Source organism: Nocardia jiangxiensis NBRC 101359 (genome assembly GCF_000308615.1).
GTDB classification, from domain to species: domain Bacteria; phylum Actinomycetota; class Actinomycetes; order Mycobacteriales; family Mycobacteriaceae; genus Nocardia; species Nocardia jiangxiensis.
Window position 1 is genome coordinate 38168 of record NZ_BAGB01000043.1, and the last position, 23041, is coordinate 61208.

Sequence of the window (23041 nt, forward strand, 5' to 3'; positions counted from 1 at the left end):
CAACGGGGTTGGGCGGGTGCACATCTCATCGGCAGATGCACCCGCACCGACCTTGTACCGTTGAACTCTGTCCCGGTCGATCCCGGCGCAGGGCGCTGTATTTCGCTGGAGGAGCCATGCCCAAGGTCAGTGAGGACCATCTCGCCGCCCGGCGCAGCCAGATCCTGGACGGGGCGCGGCGCTGCTTCGCCGAATTCGGTTACGAGGGCGCCACCGTACGTCGCCTGGAGGAGGCCATCGGCCTGTCGCGCGGCGCGATCTTCCACCATTTCCGCGACAAGGACGCGTTGTTCCTGGCCCTGGCCCAGGAGGACACCGAACGAATGGCCGATATCGCCGCCACGCAGGGTCTGGTGCAGGTCATGCGCGAGATGCTGGCCGATCCGGCGCAGTACAACTGGCTCGGCACCCGGCTGGAGATCGCCCGGCGGCTGCGGACCGATCCGGAGTTCGCCGCGGGCTGGACCCAGCGTTCGGCCGAGCTGACCGCCGCCACGCTGGCTCGTCTGGAGCGCCGCAAGGCCGCGGGCGCGCTGCGCGACGACGTGCCGACCGACGTGCTGCTCGGCTATCTGGATCTGGTGCTCGACGGGCTCATCGCCCGCATCGCCTCCGGACATACCAACGACAACCTCACGGCCGTGCTCGACCTGGTCGAGGCCTCGGTGCGCCGCAAGGGCTGAGCGGCGAAACAGCCCTGCGATGGCACTCGATGCAAAAATGCACGCATTGCGTCATTGCGGCGAATGCCGATGTGCACAGACTGCGGTCGCCGTGCGGGCCCGATGAAATGAATTCCGACCGGTCTCGGCGAATCGTGTCCGACACCACTTCCGGGCCGGAAATAGCGGGCATACACCACACGTTCGCCAAGGTATGACCTTCGCTGTCCCAGTCACCGTGCGCGGCTACGAACTCGATGTCAACGGCCATATGAATCAAGCCGTGTACCACCAGTATGCCGAGCACGCCCGCTGGGAGGCGATGCGCGCGGCCGGTCTGGTTCCGGACAAGATGTTGCATGCCGGACTGGGCCCGGTGGTTCTGGAATCCACCGTCCGGCATCTGCGCGAATTACATCTGGGCGACGAAGTCACGGTTACCTGTGAATTCGAATGGGGCGAGGGCAAGGCGTTCCGGATCAATCAACAGATCCGGAAACTCGACGGGACGGTATCCGCGGAGTTCCGCGTCGTCACCGGTCTGATGGATCTCACCGCACGCAAACTCGTGCCGAATCCGAGGGAGCGGTTCCGCGAACTGTCCGAGTCCGCGGATGTCCTCGGTCTGTAACGCGTTGAGCGGTCAACCGAAAATCTTTCGGCGATAGCACATTCCGCGTCGCTGCCAACGGAAGAGCGGGCACCCGAAATCTTTCGTTGCCGACCGGTCAGCAGGCCGGTCGCGATATGATCCAGGGCACGCTCGGCTTCCGTGGCAAACCGCGAGCAGATCGGAGACCAGCCCCATGCCCGACGCTGTCCATCCCCCTGTGTCCACCTCCCCCGGACCGCACCAAGATAGCCAGGAGGTTGCGCCGCTACTGTCCGGCTATTTGATAGCCGAATCGACGCGGGCGGTGAGTGTGCGCGTGAGCGAGGGCACGTGGACCTTCGATCGGGCGGATGTTCTCGGCATCGATCTGGTGGGAGCCCGGATGCCGCACGGCGACGGTGATCCGGCCGCTCGGCCGGTGCAGGTGCGCATCCGACCGGGTGCGACCGCGGACTTCACCCGGCGGCTGCGTATCGAACTCACCGACCGCCCGATGACGCTGCCGCAGCAGCACTCTCCCGCCCGCGGCGATGATCTGCTGGCCCGCCTGACCGAACGCTGGGCCCGCGATCTGCAACTGCCGACCGATCCCGCCGTCGGCGGCGTCACCATGACTCGCAGCCAGACTCGCTCGTTCGCGCTCAGCGACGACGCGATGACCTGCGACAGCCTCGACTGAGAGGTTCCGCCTCCGATGGCCCGCGCGACGGGGTCGGTGCTGATCGTCACCGAAGCAGATGACCTGCACGCCGACGCGATGGCTGCGACCCTCCGAAAGCACCACGGCGTCAACCCGATTCGTCTCGACATGCGCGACTTCCCGCGCGAGACCGGCAGTTTCCGGCTCGACCGCGCGGGTACCGCACGCTCGCTGTCCAACCTGCGCGGTCTGGATGAGGTCGCCTCGGTGTGGTGGCGGCGGCCGCATCAGGCCGTGGTGCCCAGCGGGGTGCGCCGCGCCGACGACGACTACCGGCAGGCCGAGTGCGACGGTTTCCTGCAGGGACTGCTGTGGTCGATTCCGGCGGTCTGGGTCAACGATCCCGGCACCGACCGCACCGCGACCCGCAAGATCGTGCAACTCGAGACCGCACGCCGCGCGGGATTCGTCATCCCGGAAACCCTGGTCACCAACGATCCGGACGAAGCACGCAGCTTCGTCGGCTCACGGCCGGGTCCGGTGGTCTACAAGCGCACCGGAACCGGGCGCGCGGAATTCTCCGAGACCCGGGTGGTCACGCCCGCGGACCTGACCCGCCTGGAAACGATCCGCTCCGCGCCCACGACCTTCCAGGACTATGTCGAGGCCGACTGCGATCTGCGCGTGGTCTGGATCGACGGGGTCGAGTGGACCGTGCGCATCGACTCGCAATCGGGTGTGGGACGGGTGGATTCGCGCCTGGACACCTCGGTCGACTTCACCCCCGAACGACTGCCCGCCACGGTGAGTAAATCCATCGCCACCGTGATGGGCGCGCTCGGACTGACCTTCGGCGTACTGGACATCCGCCTCGGGACCGACGGCGAGTACTACTTCCTGGAGGTCAACCCCCAGGGGCAGTTCGCGTATCTCGAGATCAAGACCGGCCTGCCGATATTCCGCAGTCTCGCAGGGTATCTCGTGCTCGGTGACGCGAGCGTGCCGCGAGCATGAGCGCCGCGCCGAGCGAATTACTTGCTCGCCCCGGCCTTCCGGCGATTCGCGCCGCCACGGCTGCGGAGTTGCACATGCGACTCCACCAGCACGTTGTGGATGAACCCGTACGAGCGGCCCGTCTCGCGTGCCAGCGAGCGGATACTGGCCCCCGCCTCGTATTGCTTCTTGAGCTGGGTTTGCAAGCGGTCGCGAGACTTTCCGGTCACGCGCGTCCCTTTACCCAGCGTGGACTTCCCCTGTGTGGGCCTGTCACTCATGGCTTCCTCCGGTCGCCCTGCAGCCTGATTCAAGGCTAGAACTACAAGCATGCAGTGATCAACGCTTCCATGTGATCAACCTCACGATAATTGTCCGGAATCGGCATCGGCGACAATTTTCGGCGTCGTACGCCGTCTGCACAACCGACACCACACCGAACGAACTTCAGGAGCCCCCCATGCGCAGGATCACCGCAGGACTGTTCATCGCGCTCGACGGCGTCGTCGCCGACCCGCAGAACTGGCACTTCCCCTACTTCAACGACGAGATGGGCGCCGCGGTCAGCGATCAGATGGGCACCGCCGACACGATGCTGTTCGGCCGCACGACCTACGAGGGGTTCGCCGCCGCCTGGCCCGAGCGCGAGCACGCGGGCGGCCCGGACGCCGAGATGGCCCGGCATTTCGGCGACATCCGCAAGATCGTGGCCACCCGCCGCGACATCGACCTGCAGTGGCGCAATTCCGAGGTGCTGCAGGGCGATCTGATCGAGTCGGTGACCGCGCTGAAGCAGGAGCCGGGCGGCGATATCGGCCTGAGCGGTTCGGTATCGATCGTGCGACAGTTGCTGTCCGCGAATCTGATCGACGAACTGCACCTGCTCGTGCACCCGATCGCGATGCGCTCGGGCATGCGCCTGTTCGAGGAGGCCGATACGCCGCTGCCGCTGACACTGCTGCGCTCGGCAACCTTCAAGACCGGCGTGGTGCACACCGTCTACGGGCCCGGCGAAATTCTCGAAGGCGGCTACGAACAGGCCCGCGAGAGCCTGTCCTAGCTGTACTGCTCAGGCCAGCTGGATCAGCTCCAGATAGTCCTGCGACCAATGGTCCTCGGTGCCGTCGGGCAGCATGATGACCCGTTCCGGGTTCAGTGCCTCGGCCGCGCCGGGATCGTGCGTCACCAGGACCACCGCGCCGGCGTAACTGCGCAGCGCGTCCAGCACCTGTTCGCGCGAGACCGGGTCGAGGTTGTTGGTGGGCTCGTCCAGCAGCAGCACATTCGCCGCGGAGGAGACCAGTCCGGCCAGGGCCAGGCGGGTCTTCTCACCGCCGGACAGCGTCCCCGCGGGCTGTTCGAGCTGCGGACCGGAGAACATGAACGCGCCCAGCAGGCTGCGCAGTTCCTGCTCGCCCGCATCCGGCGAGGCGTGCCGGATGTTCTCCCAGACCGTGGCGTTGTCGTCGAGGGTGTCGTGCTCCTGGGCGAAATAGCCGACCTTGAGGCCGCGGCCGGGCTCCACCCCGCCCGCGGTCGGAGTCTCCACTCCCGCCAGCAGTTTCAGCATGGTCGTCTTACCCGCGCCGTTGAGCCCGAGCACCACGACACGGCTGCCCCGGTCGACGGCGAAGCTGACGCCGGTGAAGATCTCCAGCGAGCCGTACAGCTTCGTCAGGTCCGTCACCATCAGCGGGGTACGACCGCAGGGGGCGGGCTCCGGGAATTTGATCCGGGCCACCTTGTCGGCCACGCGTACCTCGTCCAGATCCGCGAGCAGCCGGTCCGCGCGCTTGGCCATCTGGTGTGCCGCAGCGGCTTTCGTGGCCTTGGCGCCGAGTTTGGCGGCCTGGGCGCGCAGTGCGCCGGCCTTCTTCTCCGCATTGGCGCGTTCCCTCACCCGCCGCTGCTCGTCGGTGGCGCGGGCGTCGAGGTACTTCTTCCAACCCATGTTGTAGAGATCGGCCTCGCCGCGCACCGCGTCCAGGAACCAGACCTTGTTCACCACGTCGGCGAGCAGATCCACGTCGTGGGAGATCACGATCAGGCCGCCGTCGTGGTTCTGCAGGAATCCGCGCAGCCAGGTGATCGAATCGGCGTCGAGGTGGTTGGTGGGCTCGTCCAGCAGCAGCGTGCGGTCGCTGCGGCCACCCGAACCGTCCGAGGCGGAGAACAGGATGCGGGCCAGTTCGATGCGCCGACGCTGACCACCGGACAGGGTGCGCAGCTGCTGGTTCAGCACGCGATCGGGCAGGCCCAGGCTGTTGCAGATCCGGGCGGCCTCACTCTCGGCGACATAGCCGCCCAGGGCCGAGAACCGGTCCTCGAGCTGGCCGTACTTGCGCACCGCCTTCTCGCGTTCGGCGTCGTCGGCCACCTCGGCCATGCGCGCCTGCTGCTTCTCCATATCGCGGATCAGCGCGTCCAGGCCGCGGGCGGACAGCACCCGGTCGCGGGCCAGCACGTCCAGATTGCCCTCGCGCGGATCCTGTGGCAGATAACCGATTTCGCCGGACCTGGTCACCGTGCCCGCATAGGGTTCCCCCTCACCGGCCAGGATGCGCAGCGTGGTCGTCTTACCGGCGCCATTGCGCCCGACCAGCCCGATCCGGTCGCCCGACTGCACCCGCAGCGCCGAACCGGGCGCGGTCAGCAGTGTGCGGATTCCGGCCCGGACCTCCAGGTCGGTCGCGGTGATCACAACAGTCTCCTCGGCAAAATAGTCGTGCGGTCACGGGGTGATAGCTCGGATGTGCGTCGACAGAACGCACGAGAATCTCCGATTTTACGCACCCTGCCGATCGGCCGCCGTAACGCGCACCACTACGGCCGTCCGGCGGGCCCGCCGGGACCTCACTCCGATCGGTGTGCCGGGCGCCCTCGAGCGCGATTCGCCGATGGGGCCGGACCTATCGGGCGCACGCGGTCATCGGCTAGCGTGCGAAGTTATGAGCGATGACCTGAAGGGTAAGAGTGCGCTGGTCACCGGTGCGAGCCGCGGCATCGGCAAAGCGGTCGCGGCCGAATTGCTGGCCCAGGGCGCGAACGTGTTGATCACCGCCCGCAAAGCCGAACCGCTGGAGGAAACCGCCACCGAACTGCGCGCGCTCGGCCATACCGGGAAGGTCGTTGCGCTGGCGGGCAATTCGGGCGACGCAACCGCGCGCGCGGATGCGGTGGCCACCGCGATCGCCGAATTCGGCGCGCTGGACATCCTGATCAACAACACCGGCATCAACCCCGTCTACGGCTCGCTCATGGAGGCCGATCTGGACGCGGTCCGCAAGATCTTCGACGTCAACGTCGTCGCCGCGCTCGGTTACGTCCAGGAGGCGTTCCGGGCGTGGATGGGGGCCAACGGCGGTGTGGTGGTCAACGTCGCCAGCGTGGCCGGAATCCGCTCCAGCGGGGTGATCGCCGCGTACGGCGCGTCGAAAGCCGCGCTGATCCGGCTCACCGAGGAACTGGCCTGGCAGCTCGGTCCCGGTATCCGGGTCAACGCCGTGGCACCCGCGGTGGTCAAGACCAAATTCGCCGACGCGCTCTACTCCGCGGACGAGGACGCCGCGGCCGCGCCGTATCCGATGAAGCGCCTGGGCAATCCGGAAGACGTCGCCGCACTGATCGCGTTCCTCGTCTCGGATCGAGCGGCCTGGATCACCGGTGAGGTCGTGCGGGTCGACGGCGGTCTGCTGGCCACCGGCGGGCTCTGAGGGGTACCGACGGGTCAGCGGAACAACAGCGCGCTGGCCATGTCGGCCTCCATGTAGTGCATGTACTTGCTCGCGGTGTCCTCGGTGACCGCGCTGGTCGCGGTCACCACCGTGAGGACCACGAAATTGCCCTGGGACTTGGTCTGCCACTTGCCGACGGCGAAATGGGCGATGTAGCTGCCGGGGCGCATCCTCAGGTCGTCGTCGGCGTATTGGGTCGCGAGTTTGCGCGAGTCCTCGGTGCCGGTGGTGCCCAGCACGTACTGGGTGAGCATGACGCCGCCGTTCTCGGCCTTGTACACCATCTCCGCCGCGTACTGGCAGCCCAGACCGGTCAGCTTGCCATTGTTCTCGATATCGGAGCAGCTGGAATGGTCCCGGCCCTCCACCCAGTCGGCATGCAGATGGACCGCGCCCAGGGTGAAATTCCAGTCGTGCGAGTACTCGGTGTAGCTGAACCGGCCGCCGGACGGGCCCGCCGACGAGGTCGTGGTGGTCGTCGTGGACGAGCTGCTGGTGGCCGAGACCAGCGACGGGCTGGACGGACTCGCGGACGTGTCGTCGCCGGAATGGCGATTGAGCACGACGACCAGGGCGACGGCGATCACCGCCAGCACCACCACTCCGGCGACGCCACCGGCGATCAGAGCCGTGTTGTTGCGGCGCGGCGGCGGGAATCCCCCGGGATATCCGGGCTGAGCCGACCAGCCGGGCTGCTGCTGCGACTGCCAACCCTGTTGCGGGTCGCCGGGCGGCGGATAGGCCGATTGCTGATAGCCGGGCTGCGGCTGCTGATAGACGGGGTGCGCGTTGGCGGTCTGTCCCCATCCGGCGTCGGGTGTCTGCTGATAGCCGCCGGACTGCCCCCATCCGGGCGAGTCGGGCGATTGCGGCGTGGGATTCCCGTAGGGGTCCGAGCCGGGGGGATACGTCATCGCTGCCTCCTTCCGCACCCGGGGTCGCCGTAGCGCCCTGTCGCGGTCGTCCCCCCAGGCTTGCGCGGAAACCCTACCGCAGCACTGTGACACGTTGCCACGCAGATTCTCTGATCCAATATTCGGTGTGACCTCCGATCTCCTCATCTGCGGCCTCGGCCCGGCCGGGCGTGCGCTGGCGCATCGCGCGATCGTTCGCGGGCTCACCGTCACCGTCGTGGATCCCCGGCCCACGCGGCGCTGGACCGAGACCTACGCGGCATGGGCGGACGAGTTGCCGGACTGGATCTGCACTGCCGCGATCGCGGCCACGGTGCCCCGGCCGGTCGCGTGGGGTACGCGACGATTCGAGATCGATCGGGCCTATACGGTCTTCGACACTGCCGCACTCCAGGATTCGCTCGATATCGGCGCGGCGACCGTGGTGAGTGATCGGGTCGAGCAGATCATCCGATCGCCACGTTCACGAATCCCGCAGTCGGCGCGGTTGTCCGGCGGTGAGGTCCTGCACGCCCGGCGGGTGATCGACGCGCGCGGTGTTTCCCGCTCCCCCGACCGGGCCGAGCAGACCGCCTACGGCGTTGTCCTGCCGCGGAATCGGTGGGGCGAGCCGTTGTTCATGGATTGGCGCACCGACAACGGCACCACCCCCGACGAGCCGCGTTCGTTCCTCTACGCGGTCCCCCTCGGTGAGACCGCGATCCTGCTGGAAGAGACCTGCCTGGCCGGACGCCCCGCATTGGATCCGGCTCGGCTACGCGACCGTTTGTATGCCCGGATGCGCTGCCGCGGAATAGAATTCGACGGCAGCGAACCGGTCGAGCGGGTTCGTTTTCCACTCCAGGGTGGCCGACCCGGCGCGGGACGTTTCGGCGCGGCGGGCGGATTGCTGCACCCCGCAACGGGTTACAGCGTCGCGGCGTCGCTGACCGCCGCCGACGCGGTCGTCGCGGGTGCGTCCACCGGATCAGCCTCGGCGCGTGCGGTGCACCTGGCCCGGGAGGCCGGACTGCGCGCACTGCTCGCCCTCCCGCCGGCCGATCTTCCGGTCTTCTTCGACACCTTCTTCGCGCTGCCGACCGCGACGCAGCGCGCCTATCTGTCCGGCCGGGACGATCTGCCGGGCACCGCTGCCGCGATGACGTCGCTGTTCCGCGCCCTGCCGTGGCGGCTGCGCCGCACGCTCGCCACGGCCGTTCTCACGCGCTGACTTCGGCTCGGTCGCCGAAGCTCAGCCGTCGGATGGGCCCCATCCCGACGAGTGCGACGACCGCCAGCACACCGTGCGCCGCGACGAACCAGAGCGCGACGTTGAACGATCCGGTGGTCTGCACGATGTACCCGATGACGATCGGGGTGACGATGCCCGCGATGTTGCCGAGTCCGTTGGTCAGCGAGCTGAAGATACTGGCGGCCTCGGTCGGTGCGACATCGGTGGTGATGGCCCAGCCCAGCGAGCCCATCCCCTTGCCGAAGAACGCGGTGGTCATGATCAGCACGATGATGGTCGTGCTGTCGGTGAAGTCCGCGACCGCGATGACGGTACCCAGCAGGAGTCCGGCCGCGGCGGGCACCTTGCGCGCCAGGGTCAGCGAAACCCCGTGCCGCAGTAGGAAATCGGAGAGGAATCCGCCGAACAGCCCGCCGATGAACGCGGCCAGGGCGGGCAGTGCGGCGATGAATCCCGCGTGCACCAGCGAGATGTGCCGGGCCTGGGTGAGGTAGATCGGGAACCAGGTGATGAAGAAATAGCTCAGCGAGTTCACCGCGTACTGGAACACCGAGATCCCCCACAGCGGACGCATCGACAGGACGCGGCCGAGCATGCGCCGGTCGATGCGGGTCCGCGCGGCCGTCGAGGGAGTCGAATCCATGTCCACCAGCGCGCCGCCGCTGCTCATCGTGTCGAGTTCGCTCGGCGAGACCCGGCCGTGTTCGCGCGGCGGGTACATCCAGCCCCACCACAGGATCGCGATGGCCAGCCCGAGCGCGCCGAGCAGGACGAACACCCAGCGCCAGCCGAATTCGTGGGTGATCCAAGCCATGACGGGCGCGAACAGCACGGTGGCGAAATACTGTCCGGAGTTGAACACCGCGGTGGCCTGACCGCGTTCGGCGGTCGGGAACCAGATCGTCGCGACGCGGGCGTTCGCCGGGAAGGCCGGGGATTCGAAGACGCCCAGCAGCAGTCGCAGCGCGAACATCACGACCAGCGCCACCACCACGCGCGTGTTGATCAGCCCGACCAGACTGGTGGCCGCGGTCGCCAGCGTCCACAGCGCCAGGCTGCACGCGTACACCCGACGCGCGCCGAACCGGTCCAGCAGCATCCCGCCGGGCAGCTGCGCGACCACGTACGCCCAGCTGAACGCCGAGAAGATGTAGCCGAGCTGGACCGCGGAGAAGCCCAGGCTCTCGCGCACGCTGGTACCGGTGATCGACAGCGAACTGCGGTCGGCGTAGTTGACGACCGTGATGACGAACAACAGTCCCAGTACGACGAACCGGGTGGGGATCCGCCGCGACCGTTGCGCGCCCGCGGGTGTGACCGGGCCCGCCGCGGCGAGGTCTCCGGATTCCGGTTTCAGCATTCTCGTCCTCCTGCATCCCCGGCCACGGTTGTGGTCCGGGTCACCCGTCGGTGGGTGTCACAGGAGGTTATGCCGCGCGGACGATACCCGTCGAACACCGATTCGGCATCGAGTGATACCCGAAACGCCAGGTCCGCAGCCTGATCGTCCCGCCGGATGCCCGAGCCGCTCCCCCGGCCGCGCACCCGCCGTTCGGACCGCTCGTCAGCTGCGGGGTCTCATGATGAAACCGGTATCCTCGCAGGATGAAGCGCACGTCGTTCGCACGTTGGCCGTGCTCGATCGCCCGGACGATGGATCTGCTCGGCGACCGGTGGACACCACTGGTGTTGCGTGAGGCGTTCTACGGAATCCGGCGCTTCGACGACTTCCAGCAACAGCTGGGCATCGCCCGCAACACCCTCAGCGACCGGCTGCGCCGTCTGGTGGACGAGGGCCTGCTCGACAAGCGCCCGTACCACACCGAGCCCGTCTGGTACGAATACGTACTCACCGAGAAGGGCGCGGACTTCTGGAGCGTGCTGCTGACGATCAACCGCTGGGGCGATCGCTGGCTGGCCGGTGCGGAAGGGGCGCCGATCACCGTGCACCACACCGCATGCGGTCACGACACCCAGGTCAAGGTCGTCTGCGAGCACTGCGGCGAACCGATGACGATCGATGATTCCCGCCTGCGGATGGGCCCCGGGTATCCCGCGCATCTGCGCGAACGTCCCGATATTCGGGAGCGCTTCGCCCGGCAGGACAGCGAGTAGGTTCCCCACCGCGCCTCGGACCGGCGTCAGGCCACGGTCGAGCGTCGTGCGACCAGTTCCGGTACGAACACGACGTGCTGATGCCGGTGCGTGCCGTCCCCCGCGGCCTCCTCGAGCAGCAGGCGCGCGGCGGCGCGGCCCAGTTCTTCGCGGGGCTGACGGATCGAGGAGAGCGGGACCGCGGCCGCGGCGGCGAAATCGATGTCGTCGTAGCCGATGACCGCCATGTCGTCGGGAACCGCCAGACCGCGCATGGTCAACGTCTGCAGGACGCCCAGGGCGAGCAGGTCGTTGGCGCAGAACACCGCGGTCGGGCGGTCGGTACTGTCCAGCAGGGCGGCGGCAGCATCCCGTCCCACCTCGAAAGTCATTGCGGCGGTGGCGATATCGTAGAGCCGGGCATCCGCCGCGGCGATCGCCTCGGCCGCGCCCCGACGACGTTCGCTCACCTGGGTCACCGCCTGCGGGCCACCGACGAATCCGATCCGGGTGTGCCCCGCGCCGAGCAGATGTTCGGCGGCCAGCCGCCCGCCCAGGACGTCGTCGACCGAGACCGAGCAGCGGTCCGGCCGGTCGCTGTGCCGGTCGACCAGCACAGCGGGAACGCCCTGGGCCGCGAGCGTGCGCAGGGCCTGCTCGCCGTCACCGTCCGCCGGGGTGATCAGCACCCCGCGCATCCGCTGCTGGGCGATCTGTTCCAGATGACGTTCCTCGCGCCGCGGATCGTCGCCGCTGTTGCAGATGACGAGCATCGCGCCGTGCCCCGCGGCCTCCTCCTCCGCACCGTGCGCGACGTCGGTGAAGAACGGGTTGGCCATGTCCAGCACCACCATGGCCAATGTGCGGCTACTCCCCTCACGAAGTTGCCGCGCGGAATCGTTCCGCACATAACCGGTTTCGGCGATGGCCCGGCGCACCCGCTCGCGGGTGGCCTCGGAGACCTGGTCGGGCCGGTTGAGCACATTGCTGACCGTGCCCAGCGACACTCCGGCGCGCCGGGCCACCTCCTTGATGCTCACCGCCATGGTGTGTCCTTCCCGTGACGATGCGAGCATAATCGCCGCGGCCGGGCATTCCGCCCGGCCGCGGCCCGGCGCGTCAGCCGTGCACCGGCACCGGGTCGCCCGAATCGGTGGTCCGCCCGTACCGTTCGAGTTCGATCTCGCGCAACGTCTTGTTCCGGGTGCGCGGAGCCCAGACGGTGCCGATCAGCAGAGCCAGGGCCAGCAACCCGATCAGCAGCAGTCCGACCGAGGTCAGGCCGGTGGCGGCCAGCATGGTCGGGAAGAAGTAGCTGAGCAGGCCGGTCGCCGCACGCACCACGAAGAACATGAAGCCCTGCGCGCTGGCGCGATACGACGTGGCGAACAGTTCGCTGGTCCACAGGCTGTAGAACGCCTGTGCGCCGATCCCGCTGGAGATGCCCCAGAGCACGGCGAACGTCAACAGGGTCGGCATGCCCGCGGAGGTGAAGAACACCAGCACGCACCACGCCAGCACACCCAGTGCCGCGCCCACCGGATACAGCACCCGCTGCGAGATGCGGTCGGCGAACGCCATGAAGCCGAAATACGTTGCCAGCACGGTACATCCCCACACCTGCACCTGCAGCAGATCCTGCTGCACCGCGCTGCGCACCCCGGCACTGTCGTACACCCGGGGCATGAAGATGCCCGCCTGCCCGGCCACGGTGTTCCAGATTCCGTAGACGCCCATCAGCATCAGCAGCGCGGTGATGTCGACCCGCCGCGAGAACAGCCCGCGCAGTCCGCGATCGCCTACCGAGGACGGTTGATCGCCGCGTCGGGCGTCCTCGGTCCAGATCTGCGATTCGGCCAGGCCCTGCCGGATCCACCACACCACCGCGGCCACCACGAACAGGTGCAGGAAGATCAGCCGCGAACCGGCCAGTCCGAGCGGAGCCAGGCCCGCGGCCAGCGCGAAGCCGATCAGCGGGCCGAGCGACCAGGCCAGCTGCGCGGTGCCGACGTGCCTCGCCCGCGCGGCGGTCGGGGCGTGTTCGGCGATGTAGGTCCACGAGGCCGGCACGCCCGCGCCCACCGCGATCCCGGTGATCAGGAAACCCGCCAGCAGCATCCCGAAATCGACCGCGCAGGCCGCGATCAGCACGCCGACCATGTAGACGAGCAGGTCGTAGGTGTAGATCGCCTTGCGCCCGAAGCGATCACACAGCGGACCACCCAGGCCCGCGCCGATCGCCGCGCCGAACGCGTTCGCGCTGAATGCCGCCAGCAGACCCACGGCCAGATTGCTCAGCCCGTAGGCGTGCTGCCAGAAGGTGAGACTCGTCGCGATCGCGATGATTGATCCGGCCTCGAGGTAATTGGACATGGCGACGGAGATGGTGGCCCGCCAGCCCGTCGTGGAGCGTGCGCCAAACTTCATGATTCCTCTGTTGCTGATGGTGCCGGAAGGTCGCCGAGCGGCGACACCCGGGCCGGTGAACGGGGTCGGGTAGCGGATCAGTCCAGGTGGAAGTACTCACTGAGCTGCCGCATCGAGGCGTCGACCGGCACACCGTCGGGTGCTCGGAAGCATTCGGCCATCGTTTGCTGCCAGCGGGTGTTGACCTCGCTCGTGGCCATCGCGGCGCTCGCGCGGGCGAAGTCGGCGGTCTCCAGATAACCGATCACCAGACCGTCCTGCGGTCGCAGGAACAGCGAGTAGTTGGACCAGCCGGCCTCGCGTAGCGCGTCGAGCATCTCCGGCCAGACCGTCGTGTGTGCGGCGAGGTAGTCCTCGACCCGATCCGGCCGCAGCTCCAGCACTGGTCTCCCTGCACATTCCGTGGGACACCGTGGACGATTACGGCAAGCTCGCCGAACACGCTGCCGCGCTGGGTGTTTCGATCGGCGTGATCAACTCGAACACCTTCCAGGACGACGACTACCGGCTCGGCAGCGTCTGCCACCCGGACCCGGCCGTGCGGCGCAAGGCGATCGACCATCTGAAGGACTGCCTGCGGATCATGGACGCGACGGGGTCGCGGGAGCTCAAGCTGTGGTTCGCGGACGGGATCAACTATCCGGGCCGGGACGATCTCACCGATCGGCAGCGCCGTCTCGCCGACGCGCTGGACGAGGTCTACGCCGCATTGACCGGTGAGCAGCGAATCCTGCTGGAGTACAAGCTGTTCGAACCGGCCTTCTACGCCACCGACGTGCCCGACTGGGGCACCGCGTACGCGCACACCCTCCGGCTGGGTCCGAAGGCGAAGGTGGTGGTCGACACGGGACACCATGCGCCGCACACGAATATCGAATTCATCGTCGCGTTCCTGATCGCCCAGGGCAAACTGCGCGCGTTCGACTTCAACTCCCGCTTCTACGCCGACGATGATCTGATGGTCGGCGCGACCGATCCGTTCCAGCTGTTCCGGATCATGCACGAGATCGTTCGGATGGATATCCGCCCGGTCGCTCATCGCGATGCCGTCCCGGGGCTGACCACCGGACTCACCCTGCCGCCCGCGGGTGATCGGCCGCGTGTGCTGGTGACGACCGGTACCAGCGTCGGCGACCGTGAACTGTTCGACGCCTTGGCGCAATCCCTGGTCGAGGCTGGTGCGGAGGTGCTGGTCACCACCACCCCCGACGCCGTGGTCGAGCGGCCGCACGTGCACGCGATCGGCTTCGCGCCGCTGGCCGAGGTTCTCCCGGAGATCGATCTCGTCGTGGGCGCGGCGGGCAGTGGCACGCTGCTGGCCACGCTGGCGAACGGCACGCCGAGCATCCTGCTGCCGCAGATCGCCGATCAGCCCGCCAACGCCGCTCGGGCCGTCGCGCACGAGTCCGCCGTCCTGATCGAGACACCGGAGCAGGCGGGCCCGGCCCTGTCGACTCTGCTCGGTGACGACCGCTACCGCGCCGGGGCCCGGCGCCTCGCCGAGGCGATCGCCGAGATGCCGCACCCGGAGGATGTCGCGAGCCGGATCTTCGATGCGCGTCCGACGGGGCGAGTGTGACGATTCCGGCGGCATGAGGCTTTCAGCAATGCTGTGGCAATCACCGGGGGAATCGGACATACCGCCCGCCGCGTCACCGTCGCGGCGGCGACCGCGGTCGCAGTGTGCGCCGGTTCATTACCGCCGGTGTCCTCGGGCCGAAGCCATTCGGGTTCGCCTTGGTGATGGCGGTCCGGTTCGATGTCCTCGCAGTCAGCATGATGTTCAGGCCCGAGACGGTGAGGCTTTTCGGCAAACGCACTCGGCGGCCCCGAACCGCCGACGAGATCGAGCCGCCGTCCCTGAGCACAGACTGAGAAACAGTGGGCGAAATCGCGGGTAACGGAAGCGTCACACTAGCATCGGCGGCCGTGGTCGACACGATGACAAGGGCGGACAGGACGCATGCCGCGGGTGCGGAAACCCGTATCGCGGGTGGCTTGCACGGCAAGTGGGCCAAATCGGTCGCCCTCATCGCCGGACTGCTCGGCGCGTTGTGCGCCGTCGCGGTGCCGCTGCTGCCGGTACAGGTGGATCACACGACGCTGTCGTGGCCGCAACAGGATTCGGCCCGCAGTATCAACGCACCGCTGGTCACCTATGCGCCGCTGACCTTCGACGCGACCATCCCGGGCCGCTCGATGGCGCAGCTGAGTGAGCACGGTGGCGTACTGGCCTCGACCCTGCCCGACGGCGCGCCGCAGTTGGAGAAGTACGGGTTCGTCGCGCGCGTGCGGCCCGCACAGGACGGCAAACCCGCACAGCTCGAGGTGGTGTTGCGCAACCAGTCGCTGCTGAACGTGCCGGTCGATGCGATCGGCCGCGGCACCCTGACCGTGCATGCCGACATGTCCTCGACCAGGATCACCGTCCACGGATCGGATGTCGACGCGACCACGCTGCCGCCCGGAGACTGGCGTCCGCAGGTGGTCGGCATCTTCAGCGATCTGCCCACACCCGACGGAGCCGCGGTCGTCGCGCAGGTGGACAGCCGGTTCTCGGTGACGCCCACCTTCCTCAAGCGGGCGGCCGAGGTGCTGGCCGTGGTGTTCACGTTGATCGCGCTGGTGGCGCTGTACCGGATCGATCGAAGGGACGGCCGGGGTTTGCGGCGGCTGCTGCCACAGCGATGGTGGCGGGTCACCGGCGTCGACGTCGTCGTGCTGGGGACGCTGCTGGTGTGGCACTTCATCGGCGCCACCACCTCCGACGACGGCTACCAGTTCGGGATGGCGCGCACATCACTGGTGTCCGGTTATATGGCCAACTACTTCCGGTTCTTCGGCGTGCCGGAGAACCCGGTCGGGACACCGCCGTACGACATCATCGCGCACATGTCGGAGATCAGCGTCGCGAGTCCGTGGATGCGACTGCCGACACTGCTGGCGGCCGTGGTCACCTGGCTGGCGCTGAGCCGGGAGGTGATTCCGCGCCTGGGAGCGGCCGTACGCCACGACAAGGTGGCGGTGTGGACCGGCGCGCTGGGCTTCCTGGCCGTGTGGCTGCCCTACAACAACGGACTGCGGCCCGAACCGGTGGTCGCGGTCTGCGTCCTGCTCACCTGGTGCCTGGTCGAGCGCGCCATCGCGACGCACCGGTTGCTGCCGTACGCGGCGGCGATTCTGGTCGGCGCGTTCAGTTTCACCGCCGCGCCCTCGGGGGTGATCTGTCTGGCGCCGCTGCTGGCCGGACTGCGTTCGGCGGTGGCGTTCGGCATACCGAGAGCTCGTGAACTGGCCGGCGCCCGCGCCGGGGCCCGGGTGTCGTGGACTGCCTGGATCCGGGCGTACGGCGCGCTGCTGGCTCCGCTGCTCGCGTCCGGAATGCTGGTGCTGGCCTTCGCTTTCGCCGTCGAACCGCTCGCAGCGATGAGCGAGATGCAGCGTGTGCACAATATCGTCGGCCCGTCGGACCCCTGGTACAACGAATACCTCAACTACCAGTGGCTGTTCATGCCCTCGGCCGACGGCTCGATCGCGCGCCGGTTCGGCATGGTCGCCATGTGGCTGGGTCTGCTGGTCTGCGTCCTGGTCCTGCTGCGCAAGGGCGGCCGCATCCCGTTCACCGCGGCCGGACCGGCGCGGCGTCTGCTCGGCGTGACGCTCGGGGCGATGGTGCTGATGGCGGTCTGCCCGACGAAATTCACCCACCACAACGGGGTGTACGCCGGGTTGGCCGGATCGGTGGCGGTACTCGCGGCGGTCGCGGTGGGACCGCGGGTGATGCGCTCGCCGCGCAACCGGGCGTTGTTCGCCGCGGTGGTGTCACTGGCGCTGGCGCAGATCTTCACCAGTGTCAACGAGTGGTGGTGGGTGTCGAGCTTCGGCATCCCGTGGTGGGACCGGTCACCGTCCGTGCACGGCACCGATTTCAGCACGATATTCCTGGCGATCGCCGCGCTGTGCCTGCTGCTGGCGATCTGGTGGCATGTGCGGGCACCCAAACCCGGTACACCGCACCGAGTCTCACCGCGCGCCTGGCGGCTGGCGAAGTTCCCGCCGTTGACCGCGGCCGCGGCGATCCTGGTGGTGTTCCAGGTCGCCTCGTTCGCCGCGGGCGCGGTGGCGCAGCACCCGGGCTTCTCGCTGGCCTCCTCGAATTTCCACGCCGCACTGGGCAATCCGTGCGCACTGGCCAACAAGGTGCTGGTCGAGCCCGATCCCAACGCATCGATGATGCAGCCGCTGATCGGCGACCAGTTCGCCGCATTCACCACGGGCGCACGAGGATTCATACCGAACGGGGTCGGCGACATCACCTCCCCGGACGAGAAGGGCGAGTCGACCAGCATCGCCAAAGCCTTCGACAAGAAGTCCGGCACGGACAGCAGGAACGGCGACACCGGCACCCAGACCGGTGGCGCCCCACTGCCTTACGGCCTCGATCCGGCGACCACGCCCGAACTCGGCACCTACGATCAGACGGAACCGGCCGACCTCGTCACCGGCTGGTACCGGCTGCCCGCTCAGCACGACCACAGCGACATCATCTCGATCGCGGCGGCCGGGCGGATCCAGGCGGTCGGCCCCGACGGCCGGAACGTCGGCGGTGAGCCGGTGCAGATCGAATACGGCACCACCGATTCCGCGACGAACGCCCGCCCGCTGGGCAAACTCACCCCGATCGACATCGGCCCGGCTCCGTCCTGGCGCAATCTGCGGGTGCCGCTGGACCGGATTCCCGCGCAGGCGAACGTGATCCGCATCGTGGCCAAGGATCACAACCTCGATCCGCAACGGTGGGTGGCACTGACGCCGCCGCGCATCCCGCGCACGCAGACCCTGCAGACCGTGGTCGGGTCCACCCGGCCGGTGCTGCTGGATTGGGCTGTGGGCCTGCAGTTCCCGTGTCAGCGTCCGTTCGACCACAAGGACGGCATCGCGCAGGTGCCGGGCTGGCGCATCCTGCCCAACCGATTGGGCGCCAACGACACCACCATGTGGGAGAGCCATGTCGGCGGCGGCCCGCTGGGCTGGAGCCAGCAATTGCTGCGTTCCAGAACTCTGGCCACCTACCTCGAGGACAACTGGGATCAGGATTGGGGCGAGCTACAACGCCTGAACCCGATCGACCCGTCCGCGGTCCCCGCGGTTCCGGCGGTCACCCGTGAGACGCACAGCGGCATGTGGTCCCCCGGCCACATCAACACCTGGTAGGTCATGCGCCGCAGCCGCTTTCGGCGGTCACCCGAGCCGGTCGGGTGATCCCGTGCGGAAAGACATCCGCGATCTTGCCCACTGTTTCGCCGAGGGATACATTGTATCCATTCGAGAACGGCGCGGCCGAGGGGATGTCACATGTCGGATCTGGCCGAGGACTACCGCCGCCACGGCTTCGCCGCCCGCCTGGGCGCCGGTGAGCATCCTGCCGTACTGGTCGTGGACATCTGCGCCGCCTACCTCACCGTCTGGCCACCGCGCTCGACGCCGCCGCCCAACGCGCCGGAATCACCCCGCCCGCACTCCCGCAGCAGTTCGTCTTCATCGGTCATTCGGCCGGGGGCGAGGCGGTCGAATACGTCGCTCACCGCCTGCACACCAGCTATCCGAGCACGTGGGCGAATCTGCGTGGCCTGATTCTGCTGGACCCGGTGAAATCCCTGCTCGGCGCGAACACCGACACCGCCCTTGCCGATCTGGCTTCCACCGAACTCCCGATTCTCAGCGTCTCCGGTCCGCCGGGACCCTCCAACAACTTCGGCAGCGGCACCACCGCCCTGCAAATCTACCTGCATCGCCCTGTGCTCGGCGTCCGCCTCACCACCGGCGAGCACACCGACGCCGAAGGCGGCACCACTGATCCTCTGGCCGAATTGTTCTGCGGCACACCACAACCAGGTAATACGTCGCCCCTGCGAGAATTGACCGTCAGGTGGGCCGGTCAGTACTTCTCGGGCGCCACCGATTACCTCACCGGCACTACGGCACCCACACCAGCGGGTTTCCAGATTCTCGCCGGAACGTAGACACGAGTTCCGACGATCCGGCGTCATTGTCGGCTGCCCGGTATCCGCGGCGTCGCACGAATTGGCCGGTCGGTCCGGGATCATGGAATCCGTTGTTGTCGAGCACGACTCGACCGCGCGCGATGACGATCTGCGGCCATCCGCGCAACTCCTGCCCGTCGAACGGTGAGAAGTCCGTGCCCATGTGCAGATCCGATGCGACGACCGCACGAGTCCGGTCCGGGTCGAAGACGACGAGGTCGGCGTCGTAGCCGACGGCGATGGCCCCTTTGCCCGGCAACCCGTTGATTCGGGCCGGGGCCGCGGCGAAGACCTCCACGAATCGCTGGAGCACGGCGGGATCCGAGGGCGCGCCCAATGCGTCCGACAACATCGTGAACGTGACCGGCATCCGCGTCTCGACTCCGGGCAGGCCGTGTGGCATCTGGCGGATATCGTCGCGGCGCTCGCGCTTCTGCGTCAGGTCGTAGCAGGAGTGATCGCTGGCGATCGTATCGATCGCTCGGGCGGCGAACCGTTCACGCAGCGCCGCAACGGTTTCCGGCGAGCGCATCGGCGGGCAGCAGGCGAACCACTCCGGGAATTCGGCGGAGTAGACGCGTTCGTCGAGCGCCAGGTAGTGCGGGCAGGTCTCGGAGTGCACATCGAGCCCGGCGGCCCGCGCCGCGCCGACCAGATCGACCGCGCCGGGAGTAGACTGATGCACGAAATACACTGCTGCACCGACATATTCGGCCATTGCGAGCACCTCGCGCACCGATGTCTCCTCGGCGAGTTCCGGGCGGGTCCGGTGCAGATGCCGGATTCCCGCCTCCCCCGCGGCGGCGTGGTGCTCGGTGCAGTCCACGATCATCGCGTCGTGCTCGGCATGGACGTAGGTCAGGCCATCCAGCCGGACCATCTCCCGCATGACCTTCAGGACGGTGTCGTCGTCGGCCATCGTCGTCCCGCGATTGGTCGTGTACACCTTGACCGATCGGATGCCGAGATCAGCCAGTTCCGCCAGTTGGTCGGGAACGGTTGGGTCCCAGGCGATCACGCACGCGTGCAAGGCGACATCGCAGCGGGCCTGCCGGGCCAGTTCCAGCTTGTTGCGAGCCGCGGCGAGCGGGGTTTCGGTGCCGTCACGAGGGATACCGAAGTCCATGATCGTGGTGGTGCCGCCCCACAGCGCGGCACGGGAGGTGAGCGCATAGTCGTCGAGAGTGCGGTAGCGGCCGGTGATCTGAGCTACGTGACAATGTCCGTCGACACCGCCCGGGATGACGACGCGGCCCGCCGCCTCGATGACCCGGGTGGCCGCCGGGACCGGCTCCGTGGCGTCGAGGACCGCTGCGATCCGGCCGCGATGGACGACTATGTGCGCGGGTCGCGCACGAGTCGCGTCGACGGCGAGAGCATGGGCGACAACGAGATCCGGTATGCGTCCCTCGATCACAGCGTCACCCCGTTCCCGGGCGGCGGCCCGGTTCTGCGCACTCGTTGCACGATAGCCTCCCGTCGGAATCAGTTTGGTATACCAAAGAGTGCCCAGCAGGGCGCCCCGCGTCAAGATTGCTTGGTATACCTTAATCAGGGATTAACATGGTCAGGACCGGTGAGGACCTACCCGGGAGCACTGCTCACGATCGCCGAAGCCGCCTGACCGCGAGCGACCCGGTAGTGTGGAATCACTTTGGTATACCGCAATCCCGACACAACAGGGCGATACCGAGATTCGACGGATGAGGTGATCAATCCAGTGACGACAGAGCAGACCGCGACCGTCCTCGAATGGACGCGACTGCGCGACGAGGTCTGCGAACAGCTGCGGGATCGGATCATCGCCGGACAGTTCGAGCCTGGGCACCGGCTCGTGGAACGCGATCTCGCCGAGCAGTTCGGGGTCTCCCGGATTCCCGTCCGGGAGGCGATCCAGACCCTGATCACCGAGGGTTTCGTGGAGGTGCTGTCCCCGCGCAAGATCGTGGTGAAACGGATTTCGCAGCGCGATGTCGAGGAATTGTTCGGCGTCCGCGAGGCGCTGGAGACATACGCGGCCCGCGAGGCCACGCTACGCGCCGACGCCGGCGACCTGCGCACGCTGGCGCGCCTGGTCGAGAAGGCGCGGCGGGCGACCCTGTCCGGCCATCCCGACCGGATCAGCCGGGCCAACGCCGAATTCCACCGGCACATCATCGATATGGCCGGGAATCGGCTGTTGGCCGACCTGCTGCGGCCGCTCGAGGGGCGGCTGCGGTGGCTGTTCCAGCAGACCGACGACCCGGGCCAGTTGTGGTGCGAGCATCGGGCGTTGTACGAGGCGATCGCCTCGGGCGATGCGCAGATCGCCGCCGACCACGCGTTGCGCCATGTGCGGGAGAACCGTGCCATCGCCTTGAACCTGCTATTCGGCGACGACCGGATGCAGTGAGCGCGTGGCGATCTCGGCGTCGTCCAGGATCTGCGCAATCGCGTCCACCGCGACGTGCAAGGATTTGCGGTCCGCCTCGCCCCACTCCCGTTCGCGCAGACTGTGCACCGACAGCCATCCCGCCATGGCCTCGCCGCGCACGACCGGGCCGAGCATCTGCGCCCGCACGCCGTAGACCTCGCGCAGTGCGATCGGCGGCAGCGGATCGTCACGGAAGTTGGTCTGCACCAACAGCTCCCGATGTTCTTCCAGCCACTCGACGGTGTTCAGCCGACGCTGGTCGAGCGAGGCGTCCCGCCGGATCGAACGCACCCCGTCACGCAACGCCTCGGCAGCGGTGAGATCGACCTGCAACCCCAGTTCGGGCAGATCGATGCGCAAGGTGGTTCGGTCTGCTCCGGTCGCATCCAGTAGCGCCTCGGCCGTGCGCTGAAATTCATTGCGCACGTTGCCCGCCCACAGCAGCTCCCCCCAGCCGGGCACCCTCGCCCCGGTGGCCCGCAGGGTCCGCCAGAGCGTCGCGGTGACGCTGTCGAAGACCGGAATACCCAACTCGGCCTCGGCGCCCGCGGCCACCGCGGCCCCGAAGACGTTCGTGCACACCACCGCGACCGCGTGCGCGCCACCGGTCCCCGCCGCGGTCACCATCCGCCGCACCCGAGCCTCCGGCACCTCGGCGAACGCCGCGTTGTCGGTCAGACCGAGATGTTCCTGTGCGACACAATCGATTCCCGCATCCCGATACACCGCGCGAATACGTTCGGTCACCTCGGTCGTATACGGCACGACGAGCCCGAGGCGGGTGACGCCGTAGGCGCGGCAGGCTTCCAGCAGCGCCAGAGTCGATGTGGTGACCTCGATTCCGGTCGCCTCCGCGAGCGTGGCACACAGTGCGCGGTCGTGGTCTATTCCCAGCCACGATCCCGCGGTGCCGTTCCAGGCGATGATGTCCACGCCGGCGTCGGCCAGCGACCGCGCGGCCGCCAGCATCGGTTCGGTGGCGAACTGCCTGTCGGCGGCGGGGTCGAGTCCGATCCGGGTGACCGGCACGCGAGCGAAATGTACTGACACCCGGTCGATCTCGGACAGCATCCGCGACGTCGTCGGCTCCAGGCAGGTGTTCGACGAGGGGACGATCATTCCGACTCGGTACACGTGTCACTCCTCCATACGTTGAACCGGACCTTCGCACCGAGTTTGGTATGCCAAATCGCCGCACCTGTTACAGGCAGGTTCTCACTCTGTTTCCCCGGAAAACGGCACGTTAAGTTTGGTATTCCAAATTGCTTGCACAGTT

General features: G+C 67.9%; 22 protein-coding genes and 1 pseudogene. 14 read left to right on the top strand and 9 right to left on the bottom strand.

Annotated elements, in window-relative coordinates; translation table 11 throughout:
* The first annotated feature begins 116 nt into the window (after positions 1 to 116).
* From ON40_RS18565 to ON40_RS18580, 4 genes are all read left to right on the top strand, one after another.
* Positions 117 to 683, top strand: coding sequence for a TetR/AcrR family transcriptional regulator (locus tag ON40_RS18565; RefSeq protein ID WP_040824708.1), 567 nt, complete (start codon positions 117 to 119; stop codon positions 681 to 683).
* A gap of 193 nt (positions 684 to 876) precedes the next feature.
* Positions 877 to 1293, top strand: coding sequence for an acyl-CoA thioesterase (locus ON40_RS18570; protein ID WP_040824710.1), 417 nt, complete (start codon positions 877 to 879; stop codon positions 1291 to 1293).
* Positions 1294 to 1591: 298 nt separating this feature from the next.
* Positions 1592 to 1954 carry a hypothetical protein gene (locus ON40_RS18575; protein ID WP_245567874.1) on the top strand — a complete coding sequence of 121 codons (363 nt, stop codon included), beginning with the start codon at positions 1592 to 1594 and terminating at the stop codon, positions 1952 to 1954.
* Positions 1955 to 1969: 15 nt separating this feature from the next.
* Entirely contained in the window at positions 1970 to 2929 is a 960-nt protein-coding gene (locus tag ON40_RS18580; RefSeq protein ID WP_040824712.1) for an MvdC/MvdD family ATP grasp protein, read from the top strand.
* A gap of 17 nt (positions 2930 to 2946) precedes the next feature.
* Here ON40_RS18580 and ON40_RS18585 read toward each other — a convergent pair whose 3' ends face one another.
* Positions 2947 to 3189, bottom strand: a complete 243-nt coding sequence (locus ON40_RS18585; RefSeq protein WP_040824715.1) for a helix-turn-helix domain-containing protein — start codon at positions 3187 to 3189, stop codon at positions 2947 to 2949.
* A gap of 179 nt (positions 3190 to 3368) precedes the next feature.
* Between ON40_RS18585 and ON40_RS18590 the strand changes: the two genes are divergently transcribed.
* Positions 3369 to 3968 (top strand): dihydrofolate reductase family protein, encoded by a 600-nt coding sequence (locus ON40_RS18590; RefSeq protein WP_040824717.1) that lies wholly within the window; start codon positions 3369 to 3371, stop codon positions 3966 to 3968.
* Positions 3969 to 3977: 9 nt separating this feature from the next.
* Here the strand turns inward: ON40_RS18590 and ON40_RS18595 are convergent, their stop codons facing one another.
* Entirely contained in the window at positions 3978 to 5609 is a 1632-nt protein-coding gene (locus tag ON40_RS18595; protein ID WP_040824719.1) for an ABC-F family ATP-binding cassette domain-containing protein, read from the bottom strand.
* 247 nt (positions 5610 to 5856) lie between these two features.
* On the opposite strand from ON40_RS18595, the gene ON40_RS18600 reads away from it, so the two are divergent.
* Positions 5857 to 6621 carry an SDR family oxidoreductase gene (locus ON40_RS18600; protein WP_040824722.1) on the top strand — a complete coding sequence of 255 codons (765 nt, stop codon included), beginning with the start codon at positions 5857 to 5859 and terminating at the stop codon, positions 6619 to 6621.
* A gap of 14 nt (positions 6622 to 6635) precedes the next feature.
* Here ON40_RS18600 and ON40_RS48220 read toward each other — a convergent pair whose 3' ends face one another.
* Complete coding sequence (locus ON40_RS48220) at positions 6636 to 7556, bottom strand: hypothetical protein (protein WP_157186338.1); 921 nt, start codon at positions 7554 to 7556, stop codon at positions 6636 to 6638.
* Between the two features lie 127 nt (positions 7557 to 7683).
* Between ON40_RS48220 and ON40_RS18610 the strand changes: the two genes are divergently transcribed.
* Positions 7684 to 8766, top strand: coding sequence for a lycopene cyclase family protein (locus ON40_RS18610; protein WP_245567875.1), 1083 nt, complete (start codon positions 7684 to 7686; stop codon positions 8764 to 8766).
* On the opposite strand, the gene ON40_RS18615 is transcribed toward ON40_RS18610, so the two are convergent.
* Positions 8756 to 10147, bottom strand: a complete 1392-nt coding sequence (locus ON40_RS18615; protein WP_040824725.1) for an MFS transporter — start codon at positions 10145 to 10147, stop codon at positions 8756 to 8758. The two genes, ON40_RS18610 and ON40_RS18615, sit on opposite strands and share 11 nt — an antisense overlap.
* A gap of 245 nt (positions 10148 to 10392) precedes the next feature.
* Here ON40_RS18615 and ON40_RS18620 point away from each other — a divergent pair, with 245 nt between their 5' ends.
* The gene (locus tag ON40_RS18620) at positions 10393 to 10902 is read left to right on the top strand and encodes a winged helix-turn-helix transcriptional regulator (RefSeq protein ID WP_040824728.1); all 510 of its coding nucleotides are present in this window, start codon (positions 10393 to 10395) and stop codon (positions 10900 to 10902) included.
* 26 nt (positions 10903 to 10928) lie between these two features.
* Here ON40_RS18620 and ON40_RS18625 read toward each other — a convergent pair whose 3' ends face one another.
* The 3 genes from ON40_RS18625 to ON40_RS18635 all read right to left on the bottom strand — a co-directional run bounded on the left by ON40_RS18625 (position 10929) and on the right by ON40_RS18635 (position 13691).
* Positions 10929 to 11927, bottom strand: coding sequence for a LacI family DNA-binding transcriptional regulator (locus ON40_RS18625; RefSeq protein WP_040824731.1), 999 nt, complete (start codon positions 11925 to 11927; stop codon positions 10929 to 10931).
* A 73-nt stretch (positions 11928 to 12000) separates the two neighbouring features.
* Entirely contained in the window at positions 12001 to 13308 is a 1308-nt protein-coding gene (locus ON40_RS18630) for an MFS transporter (RefSeq protein WP_040824734.1), read from the bottom strand.
* Between the two features lie 77 nt (positions 13309 to 13385).
* Positions 13386 to 13691: an L-rhamnose mutarotase gene (locus ON40_RS18635; RefSeq protein WP_040824736.1), complete on the bottom strand. Its 306-nt coding sequence runs from the start codon at positions 13689 to 13691 to the stop codon at positions 13386 to 13388.
* 2 nt (positions 13692 to 13693) lie between these two features.
* On the opposite strand from ON40_RS18635, the pseudogene ON40_RS54685 reads away from it, so the two are divergent.
* The 5 genes and pseudogenes from ON40_RS54685 to ON40_RS18655 form a co-directional block, all read left to right on the top strand.
* Positions 13694 to 14323 (top strand): annotated as a pseudogene (locus ON40_RS54685) (L-rhamnose isomerase); the annotation flags it as partial.
* The gene (locus tag ON40_RS54690; protein WP_245567882.1) at positions 14324 to 14887 is read left to right on the top strand and encodes a glycosyltransferase; all 564 of its coding nucleotides are present in this window, start codon (positions 14324 to 14326) and stop codon (positions 14885 to 14887) included.
* Positions 14888 to 15237: 350 nt separating this feature from the next.
* The gene (locus ON40_RS18650) at positions 15238 to 18522 is read left to right on the top strand and encodes an arabinosyltransferase domain-containing protein (RefSeq protein WP_040824865.1); all 3285 of its coding nucleotides are present in this window, start codon (positions 15238 to 15240) and stop codon (positions 18520 to 18522) included.
* A 141-nt stretch (positions 18523 to 18663) separates the two neighbouring features.
* The gene (locus ON40_RS51920) at positions 18664 to 18942 is read left to right on the top strand and encodes a hypothetical protein (protein ID WP_157186340.1); all 279 of its coding nucleotides are present in this window, start codon (positions 18664 to 18666) and stop codon (positions 18940 to 18942) included.
* A 14-nt stretch (positions 18943 to 18956) separates the two neighbouring features.
* The gene (locus ON40_RS18655; protein ID WP_040824741.1) at positions 18957 to 19331 is read left to right on the top strand and encodes a hypothetical protein; all 375 of its coding nucleotides are present in this window, start codon (positions 18957 to 18959) and stop codon (positions 19329 to 19331) included.
* On the opposite strand, the gene ON40_RS18660 is transcribed toward ON40_RS18655, so the two are convergent.
* Positions 19285 to 20769 carry a dihydroorotase gene (locus ON40_RS18660; RefSeq protein WP_245567876.1) on the bottom strand — a complete coding sequence of 495 codons (1485 nt, stop codon included), beginning with the start codon at positions 20767 to 20769 and terminating at the stop codon, positions 19285 to 19287. The two genes, ON40_RS18655 and ON40_RS18660, sit on opposite strands and share 47 nt — an antisense overlap.
* A gap of 303 nt (positions 20770 to 21072) precedes the next feature.
* Here ON40_RS18660 and ON40_RS18665 point away from each other — a divergent pair, with 303 nt between their 5' ends.
* Entirely contained in the window at positions 21073 to 21744 is a 672-nt protein-coding gene (locus ON40_RS18665; RefSeq protein ID WP_051193295.1) for a GntR family transcriptional regulator, read from the top strand.
* Here ON40_RS18665 and ON40_RS18670 read toward each other — a convergent pair.
* Positions 21718 to 22899 carry a maleate cis-trans isomerase family protein gene (locus ON40_RS18670; protein ID WP_051193279.1) on the bottom strand — a complete coding sequence of 394 codons (1182 nt, stop codon included), beginning with the start codon at positions 22897 to 22899 and terminating at the stop codon, positions 21718 to 21720. The two genes, ON40_RS18665 and ON40_RS18670, sit on opposite strands and share 27 nt — an antisense overlap.
* Between the last annotated feature and the right edge of the window lie 142 nt (positions 22900 to 23041).